The organism is Streptomyces vastus, from assembly GCF_039532825.1.
Classification (GTDB): domain Bacteria; phylum Actinomycetota; class Actinomycetes; order Streptomycetales; family Streptomycetaceae; genus Streptomyces; species Streptomyces vastus.
In genome coordinates this window covers 120988-141331 of record NZ_BAAASJ010000002.1, presented here as the reverse complement: position 1 = coordinate 141331, position 20344 = coordinate 120988, and the positions used below count along the sequence as shown (strand labels likewise).

General features: G+C 69.8%; 21 protein-coding genes. 12 read left to right on the top strand and 9 right to left on the bottom strand.

The window, feature by feature from the left end:
• Positions 1–221: 221 nt before the first annotated feature.
• The 5 genes from ABD357_RS01240 to ABD357_RS01220 all read left to right on the top strand — a co-directional run bounded on the left by ABD357_RS01240 (position 222) and on the right by ABD357_RS01220 (position 4964).
• The gene (locus tag ABD357_RS01240) at positions 222–884 is read left to right on the top strand and encodes a group II intron maturase-specific domain-containing protein (protein ID WP_344386857.1); all 663 of its coding nucleotides are present in this window, start codon (positions 222–224) and stop codon (positions 882–884) included.
• Between the two features lie 926 nt (positions 885–1810).
• On the top strand, positions 1811–2317 hold the full coding sequence (locus ABD357_RS01235; protein WP_344386856.1) for a helix-turn-helix domain-containing protein: 507 nt from the start codon (positions 1811–1813) through the stop codon (positions 2315–2317).
• A 220-nt stretch (positions 2318–2537) separates the two neighbouring features.
• Entirely contained in the window at positions 2538–3110 is a 573-nt protein-coding gene (locus ABD357_RS01230; protein ID WP_344386855.1) for a hypothetical protein, read from the top strand.
• A gap of 10 nt (positions 3111–3120) precedes the next feature.
• The gene (locus ABD357_RS01225) at positions 3121–4347 is read left to right on the top strand and encodes an MAB_1171c family putative transporter (RefSeq protein WP_344386854.1); all 1227 of its coding nucleotides are present in this window, start codon (positions 3121–3123) and stop codon (positions 4345–4347) included.
• Positions 4344–4964, top strand: a complete 621-nt coding sequence (locus tag ABD357_RS01220; protein WP_344386853.1) for a phosphatase PAP2 family protein — start codon at positions 4344–4346, stop codon at positions 4962–4964. The genes ABD357_RS01225 and ABD357_RS01220 overlap by 4 nt, the downstream gene beginning before the upstream one ends.
• 108 nt (positions 4965–5072) lie before the next feature.
• On the opposite strand, the gene ABD357_RS01215 is transcribed toward ABD357_RS01220, so the two are convergent.
• The 4 genes from ABD357_RS01215 to ABD357_RS01200 all read right to left on the bottom strand — a co-directional run bounded on the left by ABD357_RS01215 (position 5073) and on the right by ABD357_RS01200 (position 7137).
• Positions 5073–5234: a hypothetical protein gene (locus tag ABD357_RS01215; RefSeq protein ID WP_189326597.1), complete on the bottom strand. Its 162-nt coding sequence runs from the start codon at positions 5232–5234 to the stop codon at positions 5073–5075.
• Positions 5235–5357: 123 nt separating this feature from the next.
• Positions 5358–5606 (bottom strand): hypothetical protein, encoded by a 249-nt coding sequence (locus ABD357_RS01210; RefSeq protein WP_344386852.1) that lies wholly within the window; start codon positions 5604–5606, stop codon positions 5358–5360.
• A 142-nt stretch (positions 5607–5748) separates the two neighbouring features.
• The gene (locus ABD357_RS01205; protein WP_344386851.1) at positions 5749–6612 is read right to left on the bottom strand and encodes a hypothetical protein; all 864 of its coding nucleotides are present in this window, start codon (positions 6610–6612) and stop codon (positions 5749–5751) included.
• A 138-nt stretch (positions 6613–6750) separates the two neighbouring features.
• Positions 6751–7137, bottom strand: coding sequence for a PIN domain nuclease (locus ABD357_RS01200; RefSeq protein WP_344386850.1), 387 nt, complete (start codon positions 7135–7137; stop codon positions 6751–6753).
• 7 nt (positions 7138–7144) lie between these two features.
• On the opposite strand from ABD357_RS01200, the gene ABD357_RS01195 reads away from it, so the two are divergent.
• Complete coding sequence (locus ABD357_RS01195; RefSeq protein WP_344386849.1) at positions 7145–8011, top strand: alpha/beta fold hydrolase; 867 nt, start codon at positions 7145–7147, stop codon at positions 8009–8011.
• A gap of 38 nt (positions 8012–8049) precedes the next feature.
• On the opposite strand, the gene ABD357_RS01190 is transcribed toward ABD357_RS01195, so the two are convergent.
• A complete protein-coding gene (locus ABD357_RS01190) occupies positions 8050–9417 on the bottom strand; it encodes an FAD-dependent monooxygenase (protein ID WP_344386848.1) in 1368 nt (455 codons plus the stop codon).
• Positions 9418–9561: 144 nt separating this feature from the next.
• On the opposite strand from ABD357_RS01190, the gene ABD357_RS01185 reads away from it, so the two are divergent.
• A complete protein-coding gene (locus tag ABD357_RS01185; RefSeq protein ID WP_344386847.1) occupies positions 9562–10026 on the top strand; it encodes a hypothetical protein in 465 nt (154 codons plus the stop codon).
• Between the two features lie 219 nt (positions 10027–10245).
• Here the strand turns inward: ABD357_RS01185 and ABD357_RS01180 are convergent, their stop codons facing one another.
• From ABD357_RS01180 to ABD357_RS01165, 4 genes are all read right to left on the bottom strand, one after another.
• Positions 10246–10449: a hypothetical protein gene (locus ABD357_RS01180; RefSeq protein ID WP_344386846.1), complete on the bottom strand. Its 204-nt coding sequence runs from the start codon at positions 10447–10449 to the stop codon at positions 10246–10248.
• 184 nt (positions 10450–10633) lie between these two features.
• The gene (locus ABD357_RS01175) at positions 10634–11740 is read right to left on the bottom strand and encodes an alpha/beta hydrolase (RefSeq protein ID WP_425584714.1); all 1107 of its coding nucleotides are present in this window, start codon (positions 11738–11740) and stop codon (positions 10634–10636) included.
• Between the two features lie 307 nt (positions 11741–12047).
• Positions 12048–12884 carry a hypothetical protein gene (locus ABD357_RS01170; RefSeq protein ID WP_344386844.1) on the bottom strand — a complete coding sequence of 279 codons (837 nt, stop codon included), beginning with the start codon at positions 12882–12884 and terminating at the stop codon, positions 12048–12050.
• Between the two features lie 170 nt (positions 12885–13054).
• Positions 13055–13177 (bottom strand): hypothetical protein, encoded by a 123-nt coding sequence (locus tag ABD357_RS01165; protein WP_344386843.1) that lies wholly within the window; start codon positions 13175–13177, stop codon positions 13055–13057.
• A gap of 368 nt (positions 13178–13545) precedes the next feature.
• On the opposite strand from ABD357_RS01165, the gene ABD357_RS01160 reads away from it, so the two are divergent.
• The 5 genes from ABD357_RS01160 (at position 13546) to ABD357_RS01140 (ending at position 20166) form a co-directional block, all read left to right on the top strand.
• On the top strand, positions 13546–13953 hold the full coding sequence (locus ABD357_RS01160) for a hypothetical protein (protein ID WP_344386842.1): 408 nt from the start codon (positions 13546–13548) through the stop codon (positions 13951–13953).
• 279 nt (positions 13954–14232) lie between these two features.
• Positions 14233–14589, top strand: coding sequence for a hypothetical protein (locus tag ABD357_RS01155; RefSeq protein ID WP_344386841.1), 357 nt, complete (start codon positions 14233–14235; stop codon positions 14587–14589).
• A 379-nt stretch (positions 14590–14968) separates the two neighbouring features.
• Positions 14969–15349, top strand: coding sequence for a hypothetical protein (locus ABD357_RS01150; protein WP_344386840.1), 381 nt, complete (start codon positions 14969–14971; stop codon positions 15347–15349).
• Complete coding sequence (locus tag ABD357_RS01145; protein WP_344386839.1) at positions 15346–16275, top strand: hypothetical protein; 930 nt, start codon at positions 15346–15348, stop codon at positions 16273–16275. The genes ABD357_RS01150 and ABD357_RS01145 overlap by 4 nt, the downstream gene beginning before the upstream one ends.
• 54 nt (positions 16276–16329) lie before the next feature.
• The gene (locus ABD357_RS01140; RefSeq protein WP_344386838.1) at positions 16330–20166 is read left to right on the top strand and encodes a CHAT domain-containing protein; all 3837 of its coding nucleotides are present in this window, start codon (positions 16330–16332) and stop codon (positions 20164–20166) included.
• Positions 20167–20344: the final 178 nt, after the last annotated feature.

Sequence of the window (20344 nt, the reverse complement as noted above, 5' to 3'; positions counted from 1 at the left end):
AACGTGCGGGCGGCTGCGGCCGCGGGCACCCCCGCTCCGGCCAGATCCGCGGCGGCGTTGACCCGCCGGGCGTACTCGACGCTATCGACACGATCACCACACACCATGTCACAAACCTACTACCCATTGTGACGCCCCTTACCCTCCGCGCGAGGAAGGAGTTCCAGTCGGCGGTAGCCGAGCGTCACCTCGAAGCAGAAGTTGCCCATTGCGTTGGGGGCGTGCTGTCTCCCGTCCTGGCGAACCTGGTCCTGCACTACGCATTCGATGCCTGGATGGCGCGGGAGTTCCCGTCCGTCTGGTTCGAACGGTATGCGGATGACGCGGTGCTGCACTGCGTCACCGAGCGCCAGGCCCGCCAGGTGCTGGCCGCGCTCACGGACAGGATGGTCGAAGTCGGGTTGCGGCTGCACCCGGACAAGACCCGGATCATGTACTGCATGGACGGCCACCGCCGCGGCTCGTACGAGCACACGGCCTTCACCTTCCTCGGGTACACATTCCGCGCCAGGAAGAACCGGAGTCGGCACGGGAACCTGTTCCTGGCGTTCGATCCGGCGGTCAGCAGGGACGCCCTGAAGAAGATGGGGCGGGAGCTGCGGTCCTGGCACCTGCACACCCGCTCGGAACTGTCCTTCCAGGAGCTCGCCCGCAGGATCAACCCTGTGGTGGCGGGCTGGCTCAACTACTACAGCCGCTTCAGGCCGTGGGAGCTGATCCCCTTCGCCATGCGCATCAACGCCTACCTGGTGCGCTGGATCCGCCAGAAGTACAAACGGCTCACGGCCAAGCGGAAGGCCCTCGCGAAGATGCAGGAGATCGCCCGGCGATACCCCCGCATGTTCGCGCACTGGCGCCTGACCACGGGTGCGGTATCGGCCTGATGATCAGAACGACAAGAGCCGTGTAACGGGCGACTGTTACGCACGGTTCTGTGAGAGCCGGGAGGTGAGATCCCTCCCGGCTACTCGGCAGGGGGCGATTCGATGCCCGGAGCCGTACGTTGCGGCGGAACGTTCAAGGTCTGGGTTCGCGAGCTGCGACTCAGTGTTTGTGCAGGTCAGGTTATGCCGTTCGGTAGTTGAATCCGGGCGGGGTTTCCGGTTGCTGGATTTTTGCTGGTTCTGTCGGCGTGGCTGGAGGACCCGGAGGAGCCGGGTGAGCGCGATGTAGAGGGCGGTCGCGGTGGCGACCATGGCGATAGCGAGGGTCTTGGCGCCGATGAGGGGGGACTGTCGGTATCCGGCGAAGACGAGCAGCCGGTCGCGCGCAGCTTGAAGTCCAGCACCTCACCTGCGGCAAGTGTGTCCATCACCAGATACCAGACGGGCACGAACAGTACGAGCAGCAGACCGGCGAGCCGGTTGCGGGTCTGCTGGGTCTGCTCGCGCACCGAGAAGGCGAGGTGGAGGAGTTCGCGCCGGTTCGTGTTCTTCGGTACCCAGGTGCCGCCTCGGGCTTCCTCCAGGGGACTTCACATCCTCAAGCGATCGCCCATGATGGGCACACCACGCAGGGTCGGGAGCTCCCCCGTGCTCCCGACCCGGACCCGTCCCCCCGTGGCCCGTCCCCGTTGTAGATGGGCGCCGCATGCGTTCCCCCGTTTTGGACCGCACGCGGCGCCATCTACTTTGTTTTACGGGCGCTCCCTCAGCATGCCGACACGCCTTCGGCTTGTCAATCAGACTTTACATACTCGCGCCGCTATCCTCGTCCGTAAACTTCGGTGCACAGTGAAGGCGCGCAGTGAAGGTGTGGCCGCGATGAGCGACCAGTGATGTCGACGGTGTCAGCGGCAAGGGGTGATCGGGTGGAGAGCCGGAGTCCGGCGAGCGGGCGCACCATCGCCCAGAAGCTCGACCACCTGATCGGCACGGTCCATCCCGCCGACCGGGGCCCGCTCAGCTACATGGAGATCGCCGAGGGGATCCGCACGAAGGCCGGGCCGGACGGGCCGACGGTGTCGCACGCCACGATCCAGAAGATCCGCAAGGGCGAGATCGTCGATCCGAAGGTCAGCACCCTCACCGTGATCGCGGGCTACTTCGGCGTCCCCGTGACCTACTTCTTCGACGACGCGGTGGCCGAGCGGGTCGACGCCGAGCTCGCCCGGATCAAGGAACGGGTCGAGTTGACCCGGGCCCAGCGGGAGCTGGTGAAGATCCTGGAGGACAGTGACGTACGGGATGTCGCGCTGCGCATGAACGGCCTGTCGGCCGGCAGCATCCAGGCGATCCGCGGCGTGATCGACCAGGCGCGCAGGCTGGAGGGGCTGCCGGAGCCGCCGCCCGGCCGCGCGCGGGACACGAAACCCTGACCTGCGAGCCGCGAGCCGCGCGAGCCCTGCGAGCCGTCTGTGGCCGGAACGTATCGGTGTGCGGTGCAACCGGCTCGGGGCGACTTGAGCACGCGCACGCCATCACCTAGGCTCGCGCGAAAATGCGTTCGCTCCGTTTGGCGGACAACGCTTCGGCGGAAGGTCATGGAACACCCGGGACTTCCGGCCAGCCCAGGTCTCCCCGGCCAGCGAGGACCGCATGCACATCACGCGCCGCCGCGCCCGCTGCGAGGCCGTCGCCGACGCGGTCGCCATCCCGCGCCCCTTCGACCTCGACGCCCTGTGCGAGGGCATCGCCGCCCAGCGTGGCCGTCCGTTGCGCCTGGTCGCGCTGGAGGGTGCTCCGGACAGCAGCATGCCCTGCGGGGTTCTGGTGGCCACCGAGAGCGCTGACCTGATCTTCTACGAGCCGGCGACCAGCGCCCTGCACAAGCTCCAGATCGTGCTGCACGAGCTCGCCCACCTGCTCCTCGGCCACGGCGGGCCGGACACCGACCGGCCCGCGTACGCCATCAGGCTGCTGCCGGACGCCGAGGACGACGAAGACAACGACAACGATCTCGGGATCGACCTCGACCAGGTGCTGCACATCCTCGGGCGCACCAGCTACAGCGGCAACGAGGAGAAGGACGCCGAGCTTCTGGCGACGATTCTCAGCCACCGCATCCTCGACCGCGAGGCCACCACGAACCCCGTGCTGGAACGGCTCGGCGACGCCCTCGGCCATCCCATCCGCACCTCCACAGACACCCCCCGAGACCGCAGATCGTGAGGGCGCGCGTATGACCACCGTGGTTCTGGTCCTGCTGTGGACGGTCGCCCTCTGGCGTGCCCCCTCGGCCGTACGGTCGTCGAAACAGCGCACCCTGTGGGTCGCCTTCACCGCGCTGACGCTCGCCATGACCCTGCGCACCCCGGCCGTCATGCACGCCATCGACGGCGGCACCGGCGTCAACAACCTGTCGACCCTGCTCAAGCACTACCTGGGCATCACGGCGGCGGCGGCCGTCCTGGAGTTCGTCTACGTCATCGCCCGGCCCCACAGCCGCACCGGAGTACGGCGCCGGGTGGCCGCCGTCGGGGCGACCCTGGCCGTGCTGACCATCCTGTTCGGCCTCGTACCGCGCCGGACCGAGGCCGAGGACTTCTTCGACCGCGCCGCCGGGTCCGTCCCGGCCACCGCCTACCTGCTCGTCTGGCTCGCCTACCTGGGCACCGCGATGGCCATGGCCACCTGGCTCTTCTGGGGCTCCAGCCGGCACGCGGGCGCGGGCTGGCTGCGCACCGGCCTGCGGCTGCTCGGCGCGGGCACGGCGGCCGGGGTGGCGTACGCGCTGACCCGCGCCGTCTACCTCGTACTGCGCCTCACCGAGGTGGCCGGGCCCGGCAGCGACGCGGACGCGAGCGCGGTCACCGACGCGATGAAGCACGCCGCCATCGGCCTGATCCTCGTCGGCAGCTCGATCCCGGCCTTGGGAGTGGCCTGGCGGGCGGCCCGGCACTGGCGGTACCTGCGCGCGCTGCGCCCCCTGTGGCAGGACCTGACCGGGGCCGTCCCCGAGGTCGTGCTGGGCGAAGAGCTGCGCCGCCGGGAGCTGCGGATGCGGCTGCACCGCCGGGTCGTCGAGATCCGCGACGCGATCCTCGCCCTCCAGCCGTACCTCTCGGCTGCCCAGCGGGACGCCGCCGAGGCCGCCGTGCCCGCTGCCCGGCGGGACCTCGCGGAGGCCTGCTGGATCGAGACCGCCCGCCACGCCAAGCTCGCGGGCCGCGCTCCCGACGACGCCGTCCAGCGCTGGGACACCGACTCCGCCGGCGATGACGCTGCCCTCGACCTCGAAGCCGAGGCCCAATGGCTGCGGCGGATCCAGGCGGCCCGGGCCGGCGACACCGTACGGGACTTCGTCCGTGCCCACAGCGCGTCCGAACACAGCGCGTCCGAACACAGCGCGTCCGAACGCAGCGCGCACGACAGAGACCTCGCCTCCCAGCAGAAAGCCCCCCGGTGACCAGCACACCAGCGACCAGCACCGAACCCGTTCCCGCCGCTCCGCCGGAGTCCCGCACCGCCCGCCTCGTCACCGACCACTTCGAGCCGAAGAACTGGATCGTCGTCGTCACCCTGCTCGTCGGCTGGCACACCGACGGACTGGCCGGGGTCGGCTGGGGGCTGTTCGGCGCGCTGTTCGCGGCCGTCATCCCGGTGCTCTTCATCAAGCTCGGTGTCCGGCGCGGCACCTGGGCCGACCGTCACCTCGGCAAGCGGCAGCAGCGGCTCGTGGTCATGGTCTTCATCATCTGCTCGGTCACCACCGGCACCGTGCTGATGAGCCTCCTGGGCGCCCCGTCGGCCATGGTCGCGCTCATCTCGGCGATGGTCACCACTCTGGTCATCCTCATGACCATCACCTTCGCCTGGAAGATCTCCGTCCACGCCGCCGTCTCCTCCGGCAGCGTCGCCATCCTCGCCCTCGACTACGGCCCCTGGCTGCTGGCCGCCTACCCCCTGGTCGCCCTGGTCGGCTGGTCCCGCATCGCGCTGCGCGACCACACGCCGGCCCAGGTCGTGGCGGGAGCGGTGCTGGGCGGGGTGGTGGCGGGGGTGACGTTCGGGCTGCTGCGGTGACGGGGAGCATCACGGGGGGCGAAGCCGATGTCCTCACCGCGACCGCGGCCCTCGGCTGGGGCTTCGAAGCGTGACTGCGCAATCCGAACAGCGGGGGCGGCTCCACGGTCACCGTCTGCGCTGCTCCGGAAGGCCGAGACGGCGGCGCAGTTCGACCGGGTCGGGGAGGGCGCGGATGTCGTTGCCCTCTTCTTCGGCTCGCAGGCGGCGGTACTCGCAGTCGTCCAGCATCGCCAGGATGCGTTCCCTGGCCGCTCCGCCTGCTGCCACGGGGTGCCGTCCGGCAGCAGTCGGGCGACGAGCAGGTCCAGGCGCGACAGGCTCAGGGACAGCAGCCGGTCGCGCTGCTCCAGCTGCCGCGGGCCGCCGACCAGGCTGCGCAGCCACAGTCGGTCACCGGGCCGCACCCGCCGGGGCGCACTCGTACACATCGAGCGGCATGGTGAGCCAGCCGCGCAGCAGCTCCCGCTCGTCCGCGCGCAACAGGTGCCCGCGGTCGGCGAGGAACTGCTTTGCCGCGCCGCCGTCGAAGATGACGAAGTCGGTGCAGAGGCTCGCGGCGGCGGGAGCGCCCAGAGCGCAGGTGAGAAGGCGGTCCAGGTATGGGCGCCAGGGGCCCCGCTGGGCGTGGGTGGCCAGCATGGCATACAGGGCCGGAGCGCGCTCTGGCAGCCGATGGGGCCGTGCTGCCTGGTCCTTCGCCCGGTAGCAGGCCTTGTGCTTGCGCCGGAGCCGCAGGGGCAGGGCTGGTTGCGGGACACCGCGGCCGCGGTGGTGGGTGGGGCTAGGAGGTCTTCGAGGGCCGGCAAGAGCGCCGCGGCGATGGCGGAGGCCGTTCGTGGGCTCGGGTCCAGTTGCCGGCGCACAGCTCGTATTCCGCGGCATCGCGGACGGCGGGCAGCGGGCCGGGTGACGCTTCCAGACAGGCGGTGACCAGTCGGCGGGCGGTGTCGCAGTCCCCGGTGCCTTCGGGGGCGCGGGCCCGCAGCAGCAGGGCGGCCGGGCGCAGGGCGGCGTCGGTGGCTGCCAGGGTGTCCAGGGCGGCCAGGGCGGGTTCCCAGGGAGGCGGGCCGGAGCCGGTGGGGTCGGCCCCGGAGCTGGGGGCGAGGCGGGCAGCGGCAGCGGCTGCTTCGGCTTCTTCGGCGACGAGGTCCAGCACCGCCGGTGCGGTGAGGCGGTGCCGTACAGCCGCCGCGACGGCGGCCGCAGCGTCGGCAGCCGGCGCTGCCAGAGCGGTGATGCAGGCCAGAGCGTCGGCGGCGTCCTCGAGCGGGGTGTCCGCCCTTGGAGTCAGCTTCCAGTGGGTCAGCAGCCGTCCGGGCAGGCCGAGTTCGTCGGCGAGGGCGTCGGCGGTCGCGTCGTCCGCGTCGCGCAGGGCCAGGACGGGGGTGTAGTAGGGCTGCGGCTGGCGGTGGCCGCAGCGGGACGGGAGGACCTGTGCACGCTCCAGGACGGTATCCGCGCACTCGCGCAGGGTTCCCGCGATCTCGTCGCGCAGGGTGTCGTCGGCCGCCTCCAGCAGCCGTACCAAGGTCAAGCTCAGGATCTGCAGTTGGGGTCGGCGGACATTGCTTCGTGTGGTGGTGGTCCAGAGCCGGGGCCGACGGTCCAGCCGGCGCCAGGTTCCGGCGGCCAGGAGCTGTGCCACCTGCGGGCTCCCGGCGGTACGCAGCGCCCTGCACAGCCCCGGAAGTGCGAGGCCACCCCACACACCCTCAGCGAAGCACCCCACAGCCCTCCCGTCAGCACCCCACACAAGATCGCCAACAGAGTCACGGCATTGGGGCTAGTCGGCGGTTCCGGGCTCCACAACCCATTGGCAGCGCTGTCCGGTGACGCTTGCGATCATGTCGTAGTCGGCGTCGTGGTGGAGCACGATGGCGTCGTTGTGCTCGGCGGTGGCGGCGACGAGCAGGTCGGGGAGGGACAGGGCCCGGTAGAAGCCGCGTTCGATCGCTACGCGCTGGACCTCAAGTGCGCGGTCGAAGACCCAGTCGTCACAGGAGAAGTAGTCGAAGCCGCGCAGCCATTCGGCCACGGCGGGGGCTTCGCTCTTGCCGCGAATGCTGTACATGAGCTCGTACTCGACGGCGGGACAGATCGCCAGCAGGCCGCGCTCGTGGAGTGGGTCGAGGGCCGGTCCGCCCGCCGGGTCCGTCCTGGGGTCCGGCATTGAGGCGATGTCAGGGGGTGGGCCGAATGGCGCGGGACGTCAGACCATCCGGTTCTGCCGGGCTGACGACGGTACCCGTATCGCCTACGCCACGGTCGGCTCGGGCCCGCCGTTGCTCAAGGCGGCCAACTGGCTGACCCATCTCGACCTTGAGTGGATGAGCCCGGTGTGGTCGCACTGGCTGGGCGGTCTCGCCCGCAACCGCCAGCTGATCCGCTACGACGAGCGGGGCTGCGGTCTCTCGGACCGGGCCGTGCCCAGCTTCACGTTCGACGACTGGGTCGACGACCTCGAGAGCGTGGTCGAGGCCACGGGGCTCGATCGCTTCCCTCTGCTCGGGGTGTCCCAGGGTGGTGCGGTGGCGGTCGCCTACGCCGCGCGCCGTCCCGAGCGGGTGAGCCGGCTGATCCTCGCCGGGGCGTACGCCCGAGGACGGCAGGTGCGGGCGCAGGACGAGACCGAGCGCGAGGAGGCGGACCTCGACCTGGATCTGGCCCGGGTGGGGTGGATCCACCAGGACCCCAGCTTCCTGCGGGTCTTCGCCTCTCAGTTCCTGCCCGAGGGCACGCCGGGGGACTGGGAGGAGTTCAGTGACTTCCAGCGGCGGACGACCTCGCCGGCCAACGGGGTTCGCTTCCTGGAGGAGTTCGCCCGGATCGACGTGTCCGACATCGCTCACCGGGTGGAGTGTCCGACGCTGATCATTCATTCGCGTGACGACGGGCGGGTGCCGGCCTCGCAGGCCAGTGAGCTGGCGTCTCTCATTCCCGACAGCCGGCTGGTCCTGCTCAAGAGCCGTAATCACCTGCTCACCGCGTTCGAGCCGGCCTGGGACGAGTTCCTGTCCCACATCGACGCCTTCCTGGCCGAGTGACCTCAGCGGCCGACAACCGGCCGGCTGCCGGGTTCGGGTCAGGCCGTAGGCCGCCTGCGGGCCGAGGGCGCGGCGGGCATTTCGACCTCCGCTGGGAAGCGGCGGGCGGCCAGCAGCACCCGGAGGACCATGGTCGGGGTCATCAGTGACTCCGGTCGAGCCAGCAGGTTCTGCACCCGTAGAGCCTGGCGGGCCACCGGGATGGAGGTGTGACAGGCCCGGAGCACCTTGTCGAGGTAGCGGTTGACGAGGTCGGTGCCGGTCGGCTCGGGCCCGCTGGTGCGCGGGTCGGCGAAGTCGGCCCCTGCTGCGATCTTCCACGGCACGTCGACCACCTTGGCGGCCCGCCGGTAGAAGTCACCCGCCAGGGCGGATGAGGCGGGGCCGTGGCGTTCGACGGCCTGGCCCAGGGCCCGGGCCTGCAGGGCTGCCGACGACATTCCCTGCCAGTGGACGGGGTTGAGGCTGCAGATGGCGTCCCCCAGCACCACGAACCCCGGCGGGGTCCGCTCCAGCCGCTCCACGCGGCGGCGCCGGCTGGTGGGCATCCGATGGCTCAGGACCGGCGTGAAGGCATCGGCCCGGGCGAGGACGTCAGCGATCACGGGCGACGGCAGGGAGCGGGCGAAGTCCTCGTACTCGTCCGGCTCGGTCGGGGGCACATCACCGTGGAACGAGCATACGGTGATGATCCACCGGTTGCCCTCCACCGGCACCATCATGCCCACACGGTGGCTGCGGGTCGGGTCGTCGACCACGACGGCGAGGGTGCCGTCGAGATCGTCCGGTCGCCGCCGCACGATCCGGCTCCCGTAGGCTATGTCGACGCGGACGGCCGAGACCTCGGGTGCAGGGAATCCCGCTTTGGCCAGCTGGTCGAGGAAACGGGTGTTGCGGCCGGAGCAGTCGACCACGAGATCGGCCCGGTGCTCGGTTCCGTCGACCCGGACACCGGCCACGCGGTCGCACTCCAGGGTCAAGCGGTCCACCGCGGCCTCGTCGGTGAGGGACACGTTGGACCGTTGCCGCAAGAGCCGCTCGCGGACCGTGCTCTCCAGCAGGGGCCGGCTCATCGACATCGCGAGAAAGCCGAGGTCGGTCCGTACCCGGTAGGCGCCCGCCTGGTGCCACACCAGGTCCTCGGCGTCGAGAGGAACCGCGCCTGCTTGCACCAGTTCGTCGACGAGACCCGGGAACCAGCCGTCCAGCAGTCGCTGGCCGTGGGCCAGCAGTACGTGGGCGTGACGTCCCTGGGGAACGCTCCTGCGCGTGACCGCGTCCTGCGGCAGGCGGTCCCGTTCCAGTACCGTCACCCGGTCGACATGGTCACTCAGGACCCGTGCGGTCACCAGACCCGCCATGCCCGCGCCGATGACTATGGCGGTGGTGCCGTTACGCTCCCTCATCTCTCACCCCTCTGGCTCGAATCCGGGCCAAGGTGGCCCCGGGCCCGATGCTTGAACGGTGCCGGGCCGAGGAGCAGTCGTACGGACATCGCCCCCAGCCCGGCCTTCACCTCAGACGCGAGACACGAGAGAGAAGGACACACCATGCGACTCGACAACACCAGGACGTCCGGCCAGATCCGGACGCGGCGGGGGCTGGCGCTGCTGATCGCGACGGGGGTCGGGGTGGGCTCCCTGCTGCTGGGAACGGTTCCCGCGCACGCCAACGCCACCACCAAGCACGTCGCGTCGGACGGGCAGTCTGTCGAATTCAAGACGAGCGACAGCAGCCACGACGTGCGGGGCGACATCACGTTCACCGTGAAGGCGGACGGCAACTGGAAGATCGACGCGAAGGCGACCAACCCGCGCCCCGCGGGCCGCAACGTCCACTGGATCTGCGACCTGTCGTGGGACGCGTCGGACGTCAGGCACTCGACCGGGAGGAAGTGGGTGCCCCGCAAGTCGACCCGCACCCTCACCGCGGAGGCGTACGACCCCTTCATCCAGGCGGACTTCGCCACCATCGTCGCCCGCGGGACGGCCGACTGCGACATCGTCATCGGCTAGCCGGACCGAGCTCCGTCAAACCGTGACCTGCGCGAACGATGACCGCGTCACACGCGCTCTTCCCGAACCATTCGTGCAGGTCCACGGGCTCACGGACCCGGCAAGACCGTCGACAACCATGACGGAACGGCCTTCCGACGTGAGAGATCCCTGCCAGAAGACCACTGAAGATCTTGCCGAAGGGCCGTCCGGAAGCCGGGCGGCCCTTCGCGCCATCCGTCAGCGCGCGATCTCAAGGACGCGCCAGTCTTCCACGCGGGCGAGGACGTTGTCGCAGGTGGCGCGATGGGTGCCCCCGACGGCCGCAGACGGTTGGTGCACCAGCCCGTTGATGTCCCTGAGCGTCTTCTCCAGGAAGGCTTCGGCTTCGCCTCGTCCCCTGCGCGCGGCGCCGCCGTGGTACCTCTCCCGGCTGTCGAGCACGATCGCGGAGTACGACTGGCGAAATCCAAGCGCCGGCCGCTCCACCGACCGTACCGCCGTCCACGCCTGCGGGGCACGAACTCCCCTTACCGGAGCGGGTATCGGTTGTTGGAGCACATGCACTCGAAACCGGTTCGGGGACCGGGTGCGCACCCTCCCGTCGTCGGACGCGTCTGTCTGCCGGCTACTCGGCGAGGAAGTTGTAGAGGTGGGAGAGGAAGGTGGGCCAGGCGGGGTCGGCGGCGGTGAACAGGTGGTTGCGGCTTTCGAGGAGGATCAGTCGGCTGTCGGGGATGAGAGTGGCCAGTTCCAGGGCCTGTGTGACGGGGACTCGCGCGTCGTCGCGGGAGTGGATGATCAGCGTGGGGCAGGTCACCCGGTGAGCGATGCCAGAGACGTCGATGCGGGTGAACTCCTCCAGGAAGCGGAGACCGTTGGCAGGCGAGGTCGTCTGGCGTTGGTAGGCGGCGAACGCGTCCCATTCCGCGGGTGTGGCGTCGGCGAGGAACTGGGAGGCGAAGAAGCGCAGGAAACTGCTGTCCTGGGAGCGCCATCCGGCGCGGGCGATGTTCAGGTCGACCTGAGCGGCATCGCGCTCAGCGTCGTCGGCGGCCAGGATCTGCCGTCCCCGGGCGTAGGCGGCGGTGAGGACCAGCCGGCTGACCCGCTCGGGACGGCGCGCGGCGTAGGCGACCGCCACCGCGCCGCCCTGGGACACCCCGAGCAGAGGGAAGCGGTCGAGGCCGGCGGCATCGACCACGGAGTCGAGGTCGTCGACCAGGTCGTCGAGGGTGAAGCTGGGCACGGTCCATTCGGAGAGGCCGCAGCCCCGCTCGTCGTAGCGGATGAGCTGCCGGCCGCGGGTGAGACCGTCGAACCAGTGCGCCCACATCGGGGTGGTCCGGTCGAGGTCGAGGTGGGTCAGCCAGTTGGCGGTCTTCACCAACGGCGGGCCTTCGCCGGTGGTGGCGTAGGCGATGCGGGTGCCGTCGGCGGACAGGCAGAACCGGATGACCTCGTGGTCCGCCTCTGCCGCTGCCGTAACGGCGGGGACGGTGGGCAGAGTGGTGGAGGCCACCGTCACGCGCGCGACGAACTGATAGCCGCGCCCACGCACCGTGCGAATGAACTGCTGTCGCGTGGCGTTGTCACCGATCGCGAGGCGGGCGGTGCGTAGCCAGGGGGTGAGCGCGGCCTCGCCGACCGGGCGTCCGCGCCCCACCGTGTGGAGAAGCTCCTTCTTGGGCACGACGCGGTCGCGGTGCTCGACGAGGTGGCAGAGCAGATCCACGGCTTGAGGTTCGGTAGGGACCGGCTGCCCGTCACGGCTGAGCCGACGGCGATCCGTGTCCAACTCGTACTGCCCGAAAGAGTAAACCGCGCTGCCCACAAGTCTGACTGTATGCGTTTGTTCGATTCTGCGGGCGTCGAACGTCCGATCACGATGGTTGCTCGGCCGAGTTGATCAGGCACTGCCGGCAGATCAGTGTGCCGGTGCGGTCGACTCGGCCGGCGGCCGGGAATCCAGGGACCCGGCTGCCGGGGTCCGCGACGACTCGTCAACGCGCCGTTCGCAGCGGCGTCCGACGGAGTCTCGCCTAATGGAACCCGCCGGGTTGATCCTTTGCCCACCATAGGAACGCGGCGGAGTGCTGTTGGTTGGCGAAGCCATCCCCGGCCAGCGTGTGGAGGAGGTCGTTGCTCCACAGGATCAGCCGCCCGAGAGTCCAGTTCACCGACTCGGGCGCCGGCAGCTCAAGTCCGTAGACCATCCGCGCGATCTCGCGCTTGCCGCCCGCCTCCGTCGTGTACTTGAGGATCGACAGGAACCGGTCGGACTGCATGACGCAGAGAACCCTCGTGAGGAGTGCTTCCTTGAAGCCGGTCATGGCGAACGGCTTGGTGCCGTCCAGCAGATGCTGCACACGGTCTTCGAGCGGCACGTCATCAGGTCCGTACAGGAGGTACGCGATCGTCTGGCGGGTCGCCTTCCCGGCAGCGGCGTCGCCCATGTCGTTCCACGCGGAGTTGAAGGTGGCCTGGTTGCCGGGGCGGGCGCCGACGTCGGAATTGGCGAAGTCCTTGAGCACCCTCGGGTGACACGTCCGCAACCCGTCGGGGGAGAAGATCCTCTGGTACTTCGCCCAGTAGGCCGCTACGTGAATGTCGAAGTCCGGCTTGGTGGCAAGGTACTGCGACTTGAGCCGAGCCGCCCGTTCCAGCCACTGGGGCTCGACGTCCTCGGCTTTCGGGAAACGAGCCTTGAGGTCGCTGAAGGAATAGGACGGCGACGGCCTTTTCGTCGGGGGCGTGGGCTGCCGGTGCTCCCATTCGTAACCGCACCGGTGCTTGACGACCCGACGTCCGTCATCGAGAGTGCGCACCAACTCGATGTCCTCGTCGTCGCTGCACAACGGGCACATGGCCAACCCCACGACTACCCCCGCTCCACCAGTGCTCGCGCCTCACCATGAGCCGATGCGCTCTTCGCCCGAGGGCCACATTCTCACAATCTGGATCCGTCTCGATACCAGGTGCGTACATACCTGAACCGGCCTTTGTGTGGCCCCTCTTGATGCATCGGACGGTGTCGGTGGCGGGGACTTCAGGGCCCGGCAGCGTGCTGGTAGGCGCGGATCGAGGTGGAGCCGATGTTGATGTGCCAGTCGATGCTGTGCCCGGCGTCGCCGACGGGTGGACCAGGGCGCGTATACGGAATTGAGACCATCGTATGCCCCTCTCCCCTGCAACCCCAGAGCTGCCCAGCGTGTCCAGGAACGGGGTGGTGGCCGGACGTCCGGCGGTCGCACTCTCTGCCGCAGGTCGTGGCAGAGGCTTCATCTGTGGAGAAGAGGACTCGCCATGCTCGATCTCAGAGGTGTGTCGGTGATGGCGGTGATGGGCGGCATCCTGGTGCTGACAGGTTGCGAGGATTCGTCAGGCTCGCACGCCGGATCGGGGGCCCCCTCCACGTCGCCTTCCGTGAATGCCTCTGCCTCGGCAGGCGCCCCTTCGCACGTCCCTGCCGACACCACGCCCTCGGCATTTGCCGGCACCACGCCCACGCCATCGCGCACCTCTGCCGCCCCGGCCCGGGTGACGACTTCCCCCACTCCCGCCGGAACCGCCGCCTCCCCAGACCGTTCCGGCTGTCACAACCTGACCGCCACCGACGCGGTGAAGGCCGCTGTGACGCTGGCATACCAGCGGAGCTTTCCCCGCTTCACCCATATCCAGCCGGTGCCGGGGCAGTTCTTCTACGGCCAGTGTGGCGGCGTCCGCTACGCCGCCACCCGTTTCGAGTCCGCCCCTGGTGCCACGTACGAGGAACTTGTGAGCATGCAGGACGAGGGCGGCGCCACGAAGTACTTCCGCAGTACGTCCGCAGGGAACTGGAGCTACGTCGCCAGTGACGGTTTCCCCCGTGGGCCGCAGGGCTGCGGCGATGTCCCACAGATTCCCGAGGCCCTGGCCGCTCTCTGGGGGAACTGCTCGGTCATGTAGCCGAGCTTGTGAACGGCTGCGATCCGAGCAGCCTTCCGGTCCGGCTCGGCGGGCTCGTCGTGTTTCCGCTTCGCCGCCCTTCTTGGTGTCCTTGCCGCTGAACAGGAGCGGGGCCCGTCGCGCCGGGCCCGGTCCCTGACAGACCAGGTGAGCGGCGCGGTGGCGGGCTGCGATACCCGCGCAGTCCGGACGGGCGGAGACTTCCGGATTCCGGCAGTGACGACGGATCGTGCGCGGGGGCAGACTTCGCGCTGCGAAAGTGTGGAAAGGGAGCGGGACGTGAGGATTTTCCTGTGGTGCTGGATCGGCCTGTTCACCGCGGTATTGCTGCCTCTCGGCATCGCCATGCTCCGTGGCTGGGCACCGAGGAGGGCCCGCACACGGTGGTCCCCGGCGCGGATCCGAGTGCAGGGGGTCTCCGCGCTCGTCCTGTACGTGGGCGGCGTGGTGCCGGCGGCGGCCGAACTGGCGGGCCTACCCAGCGAGGCAGCCGGCATCCTGGGCTCCGCGACCTCACCCCACCTGCTGTTCCTGAGCCTCGGGTTGCAGGGCGGCGCGGCCATGACCGACTGGTTCGGACAGCGGACTCAGCCGCTGACGGGCCCGTCCGAGGCGCAGCCTCGGCGATTGGACTGACCCACATCCGGAAGGCGAGGGCCCACGGGGCTGAAGAGCCGGGTGCGAGCGAAGCACGCGCACCTGTTCACGTCTCCTGCGGCCGCCCGGCAACGGGCCTGCCACTGAACCGCCTTCTCTGGCGCACTGGTTACGCCCGTCACGACACGGAGGGAGGAAGAACTGTGACGGACGTCCACCGCCCGGTGTTCGAGTACGGCAGATGCCCACCGTGCTGTGCCCCGCGGAATGTCGACGACTTGGCATGTTGTTGTTTGTACCTCCTGCTATCCGTTCCATCCCACCGACCGCCAATCTCGCTGACAGACGGTCACCAGTGCCCGTGGGCTTGTAACGTCTGCCCTCTTGGGGCTGGGCGAGGCAACCATGGGGAGGGGCCGTGAGCTTGCCGGAGCGGGTGGAGCGCGTGTGCGAAGAACTGGGACGGGGGCACCTGCCCGACCTGGCGCGGGAAGCCGGCGCGCTACCGCTGTTGGAGCGGATCGTCGCGTCGGTCCGCGCGGGCATACCGGAACCGGAGGGGATGTCGGCGGACTTGGACTCCCTCGACGAGGCGCTTGCCGCACTCGGTATCGACGGTGTCACCGGAGCCGACCGCAGCTATGAGGAACTGCCGGGCACTGCCACCCACAGACCCGAGGACGTCTGGGTCTGCCCGGAGCGCAGGTGCGCCCGAGGACTGCCGGCCGCCGCGGACGGCCCTGTGCCTGTCTGTGCCGTACTGGGCACCCCTCTGGAACGAGTGGGGCTGCTCAGATGAACGCCTTCCTCGCGGAGTTCGGCAAGAAGCTCGCCGACCGGTGGATCGCGACCCTGGCCGCCCCCGGACTCTTCTTCCTGGGGGCGCTGGTTGCCGCCTACCGGCTCGGGCAGACGGGCGCACTCGACGTCCGCGACCTCCAGCAGTGGCTGAGCACTCTGGTGACGGGGAACACGAGTGCCGGAACCGTGATCTTCTGGTCCGCCATCGCCCTCGCGCTCGGTCTCGTCCTCGGCCTCACTGCTGCGGCACTGGGACAGCTGGTCGAACGCCTGTGGACCGTACCGGGCGGATCTTCTTTCTTCCGCCGGTTGACCGAGCGGCGCCGAGCACAGTGGACCGAGGCCGACGGCCGGGTCGGGGCGGCACGCGAGGCGGCGGCCAAAGAGCAGGGCCGGGCCGCCGCGGGCCTGCAGAACAACGTCCGCCGGGCATCCGCCGCGCTCGACAAAGCCCTGGCCGACCGCGACGCCATCAGCTTGCTGGAGCCGGAACGCCCCACTTGGGTCGGAGACCGCTTCCGTGCGGCCGACCTGAGAGTGCTGCGCTTCTACGATCTCGAACTCCGCAGCGCCTGGCCCCGGTTGTGGGCCCTCGTGCCCGACGGGCTCCGAGCCGATCTGGCAACGGCTCGCACGGCCTATGCCGAGTCGGCTCGACTGGTCGGATGGGGAGTCCTCTACGCTGTCCTCGCCTGCCGCTGGTGGCCCGCTCTGGCCGTGGCCGCCGTGCTCGCCACCGCGGGCTGGGTCCGCTCCAGGGCCACCGCAGGCGTGCTCGCCGACTTGGTGGAGACCGCCGTCGACCTCCACGCCGCCGAACTGGCCGAGCGGCTCGGCGTCACCGCGGACGGCACATTCTCGACCGACAAGGGCCGAACCGTCACCGCTCTGCTCCGCAAGGACACAGCCGCGGACGGCTCCTGACCCCACCACGCCTGCCGGCCGCTTCCGATCACCGACCACTCACCGGAGAGCGTGATGACCGCTCGTGACGAAGCCCTGCGCCTGCTGCGCGCCAGGGTCTCCTGGGTACGGGACGATGACGACCTGTCACAGACCCTGCGAGACGAAGCGGCGCTGGAGGCCGCACGGCTCGCGGCCGAAACAGTGCTCTCAACCGATCTGGAGGCGGCCACCCAACTGGGCTGGTACCACTGGCTACGCAGCAGGGCACTCTCCGCAGCCGAGGCCAACGGCGAGATCGTCCTCGCCGCGCAGCTGTTCGCCCCTGTGCTGCGCGCCGACCCGCAGGCCGACGTACCCTCCCAGATCGCGGGGGCTTTCCACCGCTCCGCCGCGAACCAGGAATGGTCAGGCGGCGGCCGGGCTGCGACGCTGAACACGCAGGGCGTCTACCTGGTACGCGCGTACGAGCAGACCGGCCACCTGCCCGCTCTGCTGCGCGCCGTGCAACTGTTGCGCGCTTCGGTCCACGCCACGGAGCCCGACGACCCTGAACACCCTGGACGGATGACGAACGTGGCGGCGGCGGTTCGCATGCTCGCCGAGCGGGCCAAGGACTCACCCAGCCTCACCGAGGCGGTCGAGCTGGGCCGCCAGGCCGCAGCGGCCACCCCGGCCGGGCACCCCCACCACGGACCTGTCCACTTCAATCTGGCCAACGCCTTGAACCGGCTCGGAGAGAAGACAGGTGACGTCGACCTGATGCACGAGGCGGCGACCTGCGCCCGCGCCGTCGTCGCCGCCACCGGGCCCACGGAGGCGGAACTTCCCGGCCGACTGGACCTGCTGTGCAGCGCTCTGTGCCTGCTGGGCGTGTGGACCCGCAGCACAGACCTGCTGGAAGAAGGCGTCACCCACGGACGGGAGGCGTTGCGCGCGGCCCCTGACGACCACGGCGACAAGGGCCGCTTCCTGACGAATCTGGCCAGTGGCCTAAGGCAATTGGGGGAACACACCGACCGCGTCGAGCTGATCCGCGAGGCCGCGAGTCTGGGCACCGCCGCCGTCGCCGCAACACCGCCTCGGGTGCCCTACCGGGTGCCGCGGATGATCGCGTCGGCGGCCCACTGGCGTGGGCTCGCGGAACGCACACACGAACAGCAGGCGGCCAGGAAGGCGCTGAGGACCGCCGAAGACGCGGTCGCGGAAGCGGCCAACGACCTGGTCCTGCGGCAACCGGCGCTCTCCGAACTCGCCCTGTGCCTGCAGATCAGCTACGAACTGACCGAGGAGAAAGCCCTTCTGGAACAAGCGGTCGCCGCCGCCAGGCAGGCAGCCGAGTTGGTGGTGTCCGATGACGAGCTGCGGCTGGTGCAACTGTCGAATCTGAGCACCGTACTGCGGCACCTGTACACGTGCACGGGACGGCTCGCGTTCCTCGAGGAGTCCATCACCCACACCCGCACGGTGATGGAGTCCATCCCGTTCACGCGTCCCGACCACGTGCGCTACGCGTCCGACCTGAGCGTGGCGACGCGGCTCTGGGCCGAGCGAACGGACCAGATGGAAGCGATCCTCACCTCGGTGTACTTCGCCCGAGAGGCCCTTGAGGCGCCGAACCCTCCTGGCGAGATCCGAGCGTTGCGTGAGCACCACCTGGCCGAGTCCCTCCGAGTCCTGTATCTGCGTACCCGGGAGACACCGCTGGTCGAGGAGTCCGTCGACCTGGGGCGACGAGCCGTCGGCGACAAGCCCCTGACACGTCCTGAACACGTCACCTATGCGGTGCAGCTGGTGAACTCGCTGCTCTTGCTGCACGAGTACGAACGCGACCCGGCGCTCCTGGACGAAGCCGAGGCAGTGATGCGGGCGGCAGTCGAGGTCCCGGCCCTGCCGCCGAGCCTGCGGGCGCGTTGTCTGCGGGCTCTGGCCGAGGTACTGGTACTGCGGACGGAAAAGACGGGCGACCACGTGTATGCGGCGGAGGCGCTTCGGCTGGCGCGCGGCACCTTGGACCTCGTCCCGGTCGAGGACGCCAGACGCGCGGACGCACTGTCCCACGTGGCGAAGACCGCACGTCTGGTTTTCGAGAGCAGCGGGGACCCCGCCGCCCTGGCCGAAGCGCACCGGTGTTTCCGGCAGGCCGCACAGTCTGCGACAAACAGGCCACTGCAGCGGATCGCGGACTACCGGGCGTGGGCAGCACTTCCCCCACTGGAAGACTCTGCCGTCGGCGACCGTCCGATGGCTCTTGAAGAGGCCGTCGCCCTGGTGCCGCGCGTGATGGCCGCGGGGCCGGATCCGGCAGACCAACAACACGCGGCAGTGTCCTTGGGGGGCCTCGCGACCGAGGCCGCCGCCGCGGCGCTCGAGGCAGGTGACCCCATCAGGGCGGTGGAACTGCTGGAGACCACGCGCGGTGTCCTGGCCCCCGTGGCCGCCGAGACCCACGCACTGGAGCTGCTGCGCACAGTGGACGACGCGCTTGCTGAGGAATTCGCCGCATTCTGCGACCGGCTCAACACACTGGACCGTGAGGCCGCCGCGGAGGCGCTCGAACTCTACGAAAGCGACAGCCCGGCCGGAGTCTCCGTCACCACGCAGACCTCCCGCCACGTCATCGGCAACGGGGCTGTAGGGGGCGCTCGCATCGAGGCCTACGCCGCCTGGGACGACTTTCTGACACGCGTCCGCGCACTACCCGGCATGTCCGACTTCCTGCGCCCTCGGATCGCGGAGCTGACGGCACAGGCCACCGAAGGACCGGTGATCATGATGCTCGCTCACAAGAACCAGGGCACCGCACTCGTCCTGACCGGTGAGACGCAGGCCCCGGTACGCGCCGTACCGCTGCCCGGCCTCGGCTCCAAGGAGACCGAAGAACTGGTGAGGCGCTTCTCCCAGGCCAGGCATACCGCGCAGGACCGTACCGCGGACCTGCCGACCCGACGCGCAGCCCAGGCCGAACTGCGCCAGATACTGTCCTGGCTGTGGGACACCGCGGTCGAACTCGTGCTCCTGGCCCTCGGCCTCGGCAGTGCCCCGCGCGATACTGACGAGGAGAGAAAACCCCGGGTGTGGTGGTGCCCGGTCGGCCTGCTCAGCTTTCTACCGCTGCACGCCGCCGGCCATCACACGACAGGCGCCGGAGCCGACGCCGGAGCCGTTCAGGCCATGCGCACCGCCATGGACCACGTGGTCTCCTCCTACACACCCACCGTCCAGGCACTCGCCCGTGCCCGAGCCCTGCGGGACGCCCGAACACCGAAGCAGGCCGACAAAACCTCCGAGCCCGGGGAACCGGATGTGTCAGGATCGGTGGTCATCGTCACCGAAGCCGGCGGGGACGGCCGGATACCCGCCCTGCCCGGCGCTCCCGCCGAGGCCCGCGCCGTTGCCGACCGTGCCCCCGGCGCGCTGCTCCTCGACCACCCCGAACGCGAGCAAGTGCTGGCCGCCCTGCCCAGGTACACCATCGCCCACTTCGTCTGCCACGGCCAGGCCGACTGGACCCATCCCACCCGCACCAGCCTCCTGCTGCACGATCACGACAGTCACCCCATGACACTCGATGCCATCCGCTCCCTCCGCCTTGAGAACGCACAACTGGCCTACCTGTCCGCCTGCGAGACCGCCGCGCCCCACCCGCTTCTCGCGGACGAGGCCCTTCACATCACCGCCGGTTTCCATCTGGCCGGCTATCAGCAGGTCATCGGCACGCTGTGGCCCATCGGCGACAAGGCCGCCCTGGACATCACCTGCAAGTTCTACGACGCCTTCACCCACCACGGCACCCGCCCGCCGGACCTCACCGCAGCCGCGTACGCTGTGCACCATGCCGTCCGCGCGGCGCGTGACCGCTTCGGGCCCACTCCGACTAGATGGGCCGCGCACATCCACTTCGGGACTTGACCCAGTGTTTTGGTTCGCTGGATGGAGCGTGGGGGGGCGTGTTCGCGTTCGATCATCCCTCTGGCGGTGACAGCGGTGACAGCGGTGACCGCGGCCAGGATCGCCCCCGCCTGCGGGCGTATGCAAGGCACCGCCGTCATGGCCCGCCCACCTGGCACCGTGAAGTCGCAGGTCAAAG